Below are 9,530 nucleotides of genomic sequence, written 5' to 3'. Positions count from 1 at the left end.
AACATCGAGCTAGGCGCTGAAGCTGGATTACTCAAAAAGCGCAAGCGCCTGGGTTGCTCGTGAAGAAAATAGGGATTGTCCCATAAGGCGCTTTTTGCCTTGTGAGGGCAATCCTCTTTTTCACATCGAGCTAGGCGCTGAAGCTGGATTACTCAAAAAGCGCAAGCGCCTGGGTTGCTCGTGAAGAAAATAGGGATTGCCCCATAATGGGCAGGTCATCCACCTTCATTCTAATCACAAAAGCGCATGCGCTGAGGTTAGTTCTCTTAAAATGGACTCTTGCAAACGAAAAGCCCCTGTCCTGGTCATAGCGTATCCCCCGCAGACATGGAGCTAAAAGACTACCGTTACCATCTTACCTTCTTTCCGGTTACTTCACAACTGCCCAGTCACTCTTTCCTCAAACCTTTTTTGTCGAGTTGCATAATTTATATAGAAGATTACACCAGCATATAATATTCTTAGGAGGTGAAACTTATGTTCCCAAATAGAAATCGTCAACCCGGACCCGCTTTTCCGCCACCCAATGGCCGAAGGAGGCAGCAGCCCCCTGCTCCATTCAGGCAGTCACCGCAAATCCCCCATCCTTATCAGCAGATGCAGCGTCCGATGATTCCAAACAGACCGCAGGTACCACAGGGACCTCAAGGTTTCCACGGCCCATTCAACCAACAGCAGCGGCAGGAAATGCCGCCAGCAAAGAAAGAAGGGTTATTGTCAAAGATACTCGGTAAGTCGAAACAAAAAGCAGCTTCTCCGAATTTGTTTGCGCCAGCGGGTTCCACTAACCAAAGTTCTTCAAGAAGCAGCGGAGGCGGTATCTTAGAAACATTAAAAAACCCCGATTCCCTTAATAATATGCTTTCCAACACGCAAAAGGTGTTGCAAGCGGCGGAACAATTCACGCCTATGGTGGAACAATACGGTCCAGTGATTAAAAACCTGCCTTCCATGTGGAAAGTTTTCCGAAGCATATCATCAGCCGATGAGACCAAGGACGACGGAGCTTCCGTTGAAAGCGGGCCCGCGGTTGGGGCACAAGAAAACAGTGAGGTAAAAACGGTTTCGAAGAAAAAAGAAAAAGCTATAGAAGCTAACCCCACTGCGCCAGTTCGTCCCGAAACCAAAAGGAAGAGATCTTCAGGTCCCAAGCTTTATATTTAAAGGCTACAAAAAAATTACCAATAACTGATTTATGTAAATATGATGTTTTGTAATATCATCTATGGTCTTATATAATAGAAAGGTATAAAAAGTGAGAGTTTCTTGCCTTGAAGGAGGACACATAGATGAAAGTGATTAAAATTTCCCCGCGCGGCTATTGTTATGGCGTTGTCGATGCCATGGTCATCGCCCGAAATGCGGCTTTAGATAAAACCTTGCCACGTCCCATTTACATTTTAGGAATGATCGTGCATAACAAACATGTGACGGATGCGTTTGAAGAAGAAGGCATCATCACGTTGGACGGCAGCAACCGCAACGATATCATCGAACAGGTGGACAGCGGAACCGTCATCTTTACTGCTCACGGCGTTTCGCCTGAGATCAGGAAGATCGCGGAGAAAAAAGGGCTTGTGACGCTTGATGCAACATGTCCCGATGTTACCGCAACACATGACTTAATTCGGGAAAAACAAGCGGAAGGCTATCAAATCATTTATATTGGCAAAAAAGGCCATCCGGAACCTGAGGGTGCTGTCGGAGTTGCTCCCGATGTCGTTCACCTGGTTCAAAAGGATGAAGATGTGGAAGCCTTGACTTTGAATAGTGATAAGATCATCGTCACCAATCAAACAACGATGAGCCAATGGGATGTTTTGGATATCATGGATAAGGTCAAGGAAAAGTTCCCACATGCCGAAGTCCATAAGGAAATTTGCTTAGCGACACAGGTTCGCCAAGAAGCCGTTGCCGAGCAAGCTGGCGAAGCTGATGTTTTAATCGTTGTCGGAGATCCTAAGAGTAATAATTCAAACCGTCTTGCACAAGTATCCCAAGAGATTGCCGGCACGAGGGCTTATCGCATCGCTGACATTTCCGAGCTGAACCTTGAATGGCTAAAAGGTGCAGAAACGGTTGCCGTCACTTCGGGGGCTTCTACACCAACTCCGATCACGAAGGAAGTTATCGCATTTCTAGAACAATATGAAGCAAATGATGAATCCACTTGGAATACCGAAAAGAAAACGCCATTGCATAAAATTTTACCTAAAATTAAAGTGAAGAAATGATTGCACAAATACAAAGGCAGCCACTAAGGCTGCCTTTTTCGTGTTATCAAATGAAGCGGAATGGGTCTGTATTCAGCCTGGATGGAATGAATTCCACATCGAAGTTCTTTTCGCGGCACGTTTTTTCAAGGAATCGTGCCACCCCTTTTTTCATCACCTTTTCAACATTGTGGCCGGGATCGACGATATTCAGTCCAATCATCATCGCGTCATGGGCTGTATGGTAATACATATCACCTGTAACGTAAACATCGGCACCCTTGAATTTTGCTGTCGTAAAGTATTTATTGCCGTCTCCGCCCAAAACGGCCACTTTTTTTATCGGACTTTGCAGATCTCCCACGACACGCACCTTTTCAACATCGAGTGTCCGCTTCACATGTTCGGAAAATTGTTCAAGCGTCATTTCTTCGGCAAGTACACCAATCTTTCCTAAGCCAAGTGACTCCCCTTTATTCTCCAGTTTATATATATCGTGAGCAACCTCTTCATATGGATGGGCTTTAATCATCGCAGCTAGTACTTTCTTCTCGATATTTTCCGGGAATATCGTTTCAATCCGCATTTCAGCTACTTCTTCAAGCCTTCCTTCAGAGCCGATAACCGGTTCACTGCCTTCACCTGGCAAGAAGCGTCCGGTACCTTCCCCCGAAAACGAACAATTGCTGTAGTTCCCGATCGCTCCGGCCCCCGCCTTGCCCAGGGCTTCCCTCACTTTTTGTTCGTCGGTCTTTGGAACATATACGACCAATTTCTTAAGAGCTGTCTCATAGGTTGGAATCAATACCTCTGTGTCCTGCAATTGAAGAGCTTCGGCAAGCAAATCATTCACTCCGCCCTTAGCAACATCCAAATTGGTATGTGCAGCGTAAACAGCGATATCATGTTTGATCAGCTTTTCGATGATGCGGCCTCCAGTTGTGTTTGTATCGATCCTTTTCAATGGTCGGTAAATTAACGGATGGTGGGCAATGATCAATTCCACGCCATGTTCGATCGCTTCGTCTACAACCTCTTCCAGCACATCAAGGGCAATCAGCACTTTAGTAACCGGCTTATTTAGCTGCCCGACATGCAGCCCGATTGGATCTCCCTCCATTGCATAATGCTTTGGGGAGAATTGTTCAAACATCTCAATGATTTTGTGACCATTCACTGTCTTCAACCTTTAAGCACCTCCTCGATTACCGAAATTTGAGATTTCAATTCATTGCGCTTCGTTTCCAGTCCGCTTCTTCCGCTTTCATCCAATTGTTCGATGATTCTCTCCAAATGTTTTTTCTCAAGCCGCCATTTTTTTATGAAAATATCACTGAATTGCTCTCTTAAGAATGGACCGAAAGTGAGGCCCGTTTGCTTGTTTACACCATAAGGGCGGAGCGGGTCTCCTTTTTTGGCAATTAAGATCTCATAGATCTTCCCATCTTCCTCAAGGATCTCCTCTCCACAAAGCTCCCAGCCGTTTTCGATCAGCCAGCTGCGAACATTCGCTGCACCGACATTAGGCTGAAGGATTAGCCTTTCTGCCTTGCCGAGTTTCGCTTTTCCGCTTTCCAATATACTTGATATTAAAGTCCCTCCCATGCCTGCAATCGTAATGCATGTCGCTTCATCGGGATTCAATACTTCAAGCCCATCTCCTTTACGGACCTCTATCTTGTCTCCAAGACCCGTCATTGCCACTTGCTTGCGTGCTGACTGATAGGGTCCTTCTACAACCTCACCTGCTATGGCGCTGACACACAAGCCGTTAGTCACCGCATAGCACGGCAAGTAAGCATGGTCTGATCCTATGTCTGCCAGGATGCTTCCTTTTGGTATATGTATGGCAACACGTTCTAATCTCATCGATAGTTTTTCATGATTCATATTTATCAACTCTCTTAATTCAAATAATGTCTTGCTATAATTACTTTCCCATTCGATTATACCAAGTTCAATCGAAAAATTACAGAAAGGAGAAAAAGGGTTCTTTCTATATATGGGCAAAGAAAAACTGCAATCTGGAATCTTCCTTCTCCGAAAAATGAAAAACTGACTCAAAAAGTTCGCTTTCCAACGATTTCTTGAGTCAGTTTCATGACTTATTTCAGTCCATGAATATATTTGGCCATGGCGTCAATGTTCTGTTCTTCGACTAAACCTGGTGGCATTGCACCTCGTCCATTAGTGATCACGTTTTTAACCTCGTCCACCGAAAGGCGATCGCCAACTCCTTTTAGAGCAGGCCCGACACCGCCTTGATAGGCGTCACCATGACAAGAGATACAGTTTTGCTTATAAATGTCCTCAGGTGATGCTGAGGCACTTTCTGTTTCTTCTGTCTTTCCGCCGCCCTCTTTTTCCTTGGCAAGATCTTTGGCATCACCCAAACCTTTAAACGAAAGTAAAAACATAAGTCCAATACCAAAAACCATGATAATAATAAAAGGCATTACTGGATTGCGCTTCATAGTATTTCCTCCCCTATGTAGAACCTAAACTTACCATATTTAATATTATATACAAACAGCTATATATTATTTTACTTGAAAAGAGTTTCAAGTAAAAGCCCAAAAATAGAAGATATTATATAATTTCTTAAAATTGTCAAAAACTTATGTATATTTCCAAACATTTTTACTTTTTCTTACATATGTTTCATAATACCCAAAAATCATTATTTAAAACCGCTGGAGTGTCCTTGAATTATATTATTAAAAAATAAAGAGTGACCAGTGCTCCAAGGCTTCCCGCTATGGAAAAATGGAGCAGCTTCAGCTTATAGCCCAATAAAATCCAGAGTCCGCAATTAATGAATAAGAAAATATAAAGGATACTCGCTTTGCCGGGTGCCATGAATTCCGCCAAACTGACAGTTAATAAAAGCAATGATAGTACCATCCCCATCAACGCCATCTGAAAAATGATTTTCCTGCCTTTTAAGCGGCGGACTGCCAGCCCAAAGACAAGTATTGAAATTGTTGTCATAAGCATTTGCATTCTTATGGTTATTTCAGTAAAATAATTCAAAAATACAATAAATGCAAAAAAAGTTCCATTCAACACCCCGAAAAAGATGTCGTTTTTTTTGCTCGCGGTTTCATTCGATTTTGATGGCGGAATTTCGCCTTGACCGTATAATGCAAGCAGGTAATTACAATATTGCTCCGGAAGCATACGACTTTCCCTCCAGGAGTTTATTTCTTGAATGATGATTTTCTTTCTCATTTCATCCATGAATCTCACATCCTCATGATGATCTTCTTTTTAACGGCTAAGCTTTTAAATCTTTTTCCTTTATACGGAAAAACAGATAACCATTGTTCTGATTAGGATATTTTTACATCGGAATTGAAAAAAAAGAGCCGCTCCCGAACGCTGGGCATTCAAAGAGGGCTCTGTTAAGGGCATATATTCTATTCAAGGAAATCTTTCAATCGTTTGCTTCGGCTTGGATGTCTCAGTTTACGCAGCGCCTTCGCTTCGATTTGACGGATACGCTCGCGGGTGACCCCAAACACTTTACCTACCTCTTCAAGAGTACGGGTACGGCCATCATCAAGTCCAAAGCGGAGTCTCAAGACGTTCTCTTCACGGTCAGTAAGAGTATCCAATACGTCTTCAAGCTGTTCTTTCAATAGTTCATATGCTGCATGCTCCGATGGGGAAGTCGCATCCTGATCTTCAATGAAATCACCTAAATGTGAATCGTCTTCTTCACCTATTGGCGTTTCCAATGAAACAGGCTCCTGAGCTATTTTCAAGATTTCACGAACTTTTTCGGGAGTCAGGTCCATATCCTCCGCAATTTCTTCCGGTGAAGGTTCACGTCCTAAATCCTGAAGAAGCTGTCTTTGGACACGAATCAATTTATTGATGGTTTCCACCATATGCACCGGTATCCGGATCGTTCTTGCTTGGTCGGCAATGGCACGGGTTATCGCTTGGCGAATCCACCATGTTGCATACGTACTGAATTTGAATCCCTTGCGGTAATCAAATTTTTCCACAGCTTTGATAAGTCCCATATTACCTTCCTGAATCAAATCAAGGAAAAGCATTCCGCGTCCGACATAACGCTTGGCGATACTGACAACAAGACGTAGGTTAGCTTCTGCCAAACGGCGTTTCGCTTCTTCATCTCCATCTTCAATTCTCGTCGCCAAAGAGATTTCCTCTTCTGCAGATAAAAGGTCGACCCGGCCAATTTCCTTTAAATACATGCGTACTGGGTCATTAATTTTCACGCCAGGAGGAACACTTAAATCATTTAAGTCAAACTCTTCTTCTTTTGCAAGTTTCTTCTCATCTGGATCATCTTCATCTTCGTCTTCCTCACCATCAGTGAGTATTTCGACGCCGTTTTCTGCTAACACCTCATAGAACTCATCCATTTGATCGGAATCCAACTCAAAACCGCCAATCATTTCAGCGATTTTTTCTAAAGTCAAAGAGCCTCGTTTTTTACCTAGCTCTAGTAGTTTTTCTTTCACCTGTTCAAGGCTAAATTCATTATCAACTTGTTTGGAACGTGCTGGTTTTTCAGCCATTAGTTCCCCTCCTTCCAGGACTTACACCTAAACGACTACAACATTTTACGCAATTTAATGATTTCCATGGCAATTTGTGCAGCAGTGACATAATCACTTCGTCTAACTGCATCTTTTTCTTCAACTTGTTTTTCTTTTATCTTTAACAACTTTTCATATTTCAACACTTGATTTATACAATCGGTCAGTTCTTTATCGGTAACTTCCTCATTCACTGACATCATTTCTATTTCCGAAACGATCCTTCTCAAGTTTGGATCCGGTAAATAAGTAAGGAAAAAGCTTGTATCCGGTTCGTGTCCATCTTCATAGAACGCATATAAATAGGTGATGATTGCCTGATGTTCATCTACATGAAAGACCGTTTGCCCAAGCAACTGCTGAATTTTGAAAGTCATATCCCTGCTTTTCAGCATATGGGCAATCAACTTCGTTTCAGCATTATGGTGAGCAGGTTTTAACTTATGCTCATATTGCAGGGCCATTTTCTTTTGGGCTGCTGGCTGCGGCAATGTCCCCTTCTTGCGTTCCGTAAAGAACACCTGACGCTGCTGCTGTTCCAGCGCATCCAATGAAAGGGAAAATTCAGAGGATAGCTGCCGGAGATAATGATCCCTCTCCACTGCATTGGGCAATCGCGAAATTTCTTTAAGGACTTCTTCGATATATTGAATTCGATCTCCTTCATTATTTACATTTTTCCCTCGACGCAAATAATGCATTTTGAATGCCATGTAGGTTAAACTGGCCCCTATTACTTCAGAAACAAAGCTTTTTTCACCGAATTCCTTTATGTAGTCATCGGGGTCCAGGTTATCAGGCATGAGAGCGACTTTCACGGAAAACTCATGGTCCTGTAGCATATTGACTGCACGATTGGCAGCGTTCAATCCCGCTGAGTCCGAATCGTAGCAAATAAGTATCTGGTCAGTATTTCTTTTTAAAAGCTGGATATGTTGGTCCGTCAGGGCAGTGCCCATTGTAGCGACCGCATTCTCCACACCTGCGCCAACTGCTGAAATGCAATCGGCAAAGCCTTCAAAAATGACTGCTTGTTCTTTCTTTCGTATGTGTGGTCTTGCATGATGGAAATTATATAAAGTTTTACTTTTATTAAAGATTGGCGTTTCAGGACTATTCAAATATTTGGGCTCATCGTCCCCCATTGCTCTTCCTGAAAACGCAATCGTATTTCCTTGATGATCCATAATTGGAAACATGACTCTATTTCTGAAACGGTCAAAATATGACTCGTCTTTTTCCCTGAAAATAATAAGCCCTGCCTGCTCCATGTATTCCGCTGGAAACCCGCGTTTTAAAAGAAACTTGGACACGAAGTCCCATGAATCCAAGGAGTAGCCAATTTGGAACTTTTCTATCGTCTCTTCAGTAAACCCTCGTTTAAGTAAATATTCGAGAGCATCCTGCCCCTCTTTCGTATTAACGAGGAGATGATGATAAAACTTCCTCAGCAGGTCATGGGCTTCAACCATTTGCTGAGCGCCTGCCGGCATGTTGGAACGCTTGGAATCCTTATTGATTTCAACTTCCAAAGGAACATTTCCTTTTTCAGCTAAAACTTTTGCAGATTCCACAAAGCTGTAGCCTTCTATATCCATTAAGAAGGTAAAAATATTTCCGCCTGCCCCGCAACCGAAACAGTGAAAGATTTGTTTTTCCGTTGAAACGGAAAACGAGGGCGAGTTTTCACCATGAAAAGGACATAGGCCAAAGTAATTGCGCCCCTGCTTCTTCAGCTGGACATACTCCCCAATTAAATCAACAATGTCAACAGCTTCACGAATTTGATTAATTTTCTCATCTTCTATACGGCCATTTATCATTTTTCCACCTTGCAATATTGGTGATAGTTTCTTATTCGATACTGTTTCCTAATTCCCTGCAAAGTTCGACAATGTTTTCATAAGTTTATTTGTAAAACATGCACGATCTTCCTTTGTGAATGCTTTCGGCCCTTTCGTATGCTTACCCTGCCTGCGGAGTTTCGCCGACTGATAACGCATATCCAAAAGCATGAAAATATTCTCTTCCGTGTATTCTTTTCCCCTTGGCGAAAGGACATAAACGTTTTTAGGAAGCAGTGTCCCAGCCAAACCAATATCTGCAGTAACGACAATATCACCCTTTTTTACTGAGTTTACTATATAAAGATCTGCCGCTTCTTTGTCTGCATCGACATATACCCATTTACCTTCAGGGTTATTCATCATATTTTTATATGATGCAACAAAACAGACTTCAATTTCGTGCAAACTTGCACAATGAAGGATTTCGTCTTTCACCGGGCATGCATCGGCATCGACGTGTATCGTAGGTTTATTATTCATACCTTCTAATTCTACATCTTTCTGCATAATCCTTTTTCTCCCCTAAACTTTATGAAGATATGGTGAATTTCCAGCATGATTCAAAGCGTTCCCTCTAAAAGAGCAAACATTATCCTTCAAAGAATACCTGTTTATGCAAGTGAAAGCACCTCATTTGCCTTGAAAAAGACCAGCCCTTCCTGAATTATACGGAACATGTCGAATTATTTTTATGATAAAAACCTTGACATCTCATTAACCTTTAGTTTATTCCTTATTAATTAAGTCTAAACCTTAAGATTACTTTTTTCTCACAATTTTTTATTATAGTCTATTTGATTAGAAGATGCCAACATTTAAATCCCGAATGTGTTTTCATGCAAATCAATGGATTTGCACGAGGAAACTAAGAGGAATTTTATGTAATTATTTTGAAT

9 protein-coding genes are annotated in these 9,530 nt (G+C 42.2%); 2 read left to right on the top strand and 7 right to left on the bottom strand.

From position 1 onward, the window contains the following. Positions 1 to 477 precede the first annotated feature (477 nt). Together vrrA and AC3WLU_RS09645 are read left to right on the top strand one after the other, a co-directional pair. On the top strand, positions 478 to 1,164 hold the full coding sequence (vrrA, locus tag AC3WLU_RS09650; RefSeq protein WP_400448339.1) for a VrrA/YqfQ family protein: 687 nt from the start codon (positions 478 to 480) through the stop codon (positions 1,162 to 1,164). Positions 1,165 to 1,289: 125 nt separating this feature from the next. Then, on the top strand, positions 1,290 to 2,234 hold the full coding sequence (locus AC3WLU_RS09645; RefSeq protein WP_034308464.1) for a 4-hydroxy-3-methylbut-2-enyl diphosphate reductase: 945 nt from the start codon (positions 1,290 to 1,292) through the stop codon (positions 2,232 to 2,234). A 46-nt stretch (positions 2,235 to 2,280) separates the two neighbouring features. Here AC3WLU_RS09645 and AC3WLU_RS09640 read toward each other — a convergent pair whose 3' ends face one another. From AC3WLU_RS09640 to AC3WLU_RS09610, 7 genes are all read right to left on the bottom strand, one after another. Further along, positions 2,281 to 3,399: a Nif3-like dinuclear metal center hexameric protein gene (locus AC3WLU_RS09640; RefSeq protein ID WP_278089841.1), complete on the bottom strand. Its 1,119-nt coding sequence runs from the start codon at positions 3,397 to 3,399 to the stop codon at positions 2,281 to 2,283. After that, complete coding sequence (locus tag AC3WLU_RS09635; protein WP_492597192.1) at positions 3,396 to 4,103, bottom strand: tRNA (adenine(22)-N(1))-methyltransferase; 708 nt, start codon at positions 4,101 to 4,103, stop codon at positions 3,396 to 3,398. The genes AC3WLU_RS09640 and AC3WLU_RS09635 overlap by 4 nt, the downstream gene beginning before the upstream one ends. 215 nt (positions 4,104 to 4,318) lie before the next feature. Then, the gene (gene cccA, locus AC3WLU_RS09630; protein WP_268563531.1) at positions 4,319 to 4,687 is read right to left on the bottom strand and encodes a cytochrome c550; all 369 of its coding nucleotides are present in this window, start codon (positions 4,685 to 4,687) and stop codon (positions 4,319 to 4,321) included. A 235-nt stretch (positions 4,688 to 4,922) separates the two neighbouring features. Further along, the gene (locus tag AC3WLU_RS09625) at positions 4,923 to 5,453 is read right to left on the bottom strand and encodes a hypothetical protein (protein ID WP_427524377.1); all 531 of its coding nucleotides are present in this window, start codon (positions 5,451 to 5,453) and stop codon (positions 4,923 to 4,925) included. Between the two features lie 179 nt (positions 5,454 to 5,632). Then, positions 5,633 to 6,766 carry an RNA polymerase sigma factor RpoD gene (rpoD, locus tag AC3WLU_RS09620; RefSeq protein WP_034308477.1) on the bottom strand — a complete coding sequence of 378 codons (1,134 nt, stop codon included), beginning with the start codon at positions 6,764 to 6,766 and terminating at the stop codon, positions 5,633 to 5,635. Positions 6,767 to 6,801: 35 nt separating this feature from the next. Then, positions 6,802 to 8,607, bottom strand: coding sequence for a DNA primase (dnaG, locus tag AC3WLU_RS09615; RefSeq protein ID WP_095389827.1), 1,806 nt, complete (start codon positions 8,605 to 8,607; stop codon positions 6,802 to 6,804). 51 nt (positions 8,608 to 8,658) lie between these two features. Further along, complete coding sequence (locus AC3WLU_RS09610) at positions 8,659 to 9,114, bottom strand: YaiI/YqxD family protein (RefSeq protein ID WP_034311344.1); 456 nt, start codon at positions 9,112 to 9,114, stop codon at positions 8,659 to 8,661. Between the last annotated feature and the right edge of the window lie 416 nt (positions 9,115 to 9,530).

This window comes from Peribacillus sp. FW305-BF15, from assembly GCF_058783805.1.
This window is presented reverse-complemented; position numbering and strand designations above follow the sequence as displayed.

Excerpts from the sequence above, each read along its gene's own strand:
- vrrA (WP_400448339.1), top strand. The coding sequence starts at position 478 with ATGTTCCCAAATAGAAATCGTCAACCCGGACCCGCTTTTCCGCCACCC.
- AC3WLU_RS09645 (WP_034308464.1), top strand. The coding sequence starts at position 1,290 with ATGAAAGTGATTAAAATTTCCCCGCGCGGCTATTGTTATGGCGTTGTC.
- AC3WLU_RS09635 (WP_492597192.1), bottom strand. The coding sequence starts at position 4,103 with ATGAATCATGAAAAACTATCGATGAGATTAGAACGTGTTGCCATACAT.
- cccA (WP_268563531.1), bottom strand. The coding sequence starts at position 4,687 with ATGAAGCGCAATCCAGTAATGCCTTTTATTATTATCATGGTTTTTGGT.
- AC3WLU_RS09625 (WP_427524377.1), bottom strand. The coding sequence starts at position 5,453 with ATGGATGAAATGAGAAAGAAAATCATCATTCAAGAAATAAACTCCTGG.
- rpoD (WP_034308477.1), bottom strand. The coding sequence starts at position 6,766 with ATGGCTGAAAAACCAGCACGTTCCAAACAAGTTGATAATGAATTTAGC.
- AC3WLU_RS09610 (WP_034311344.1), bottom strand. The coding sequence starts at position 9,114 with ATGAATAATAAACCTACGATACACGTCGATGCCGATGCATGCCCGGTG.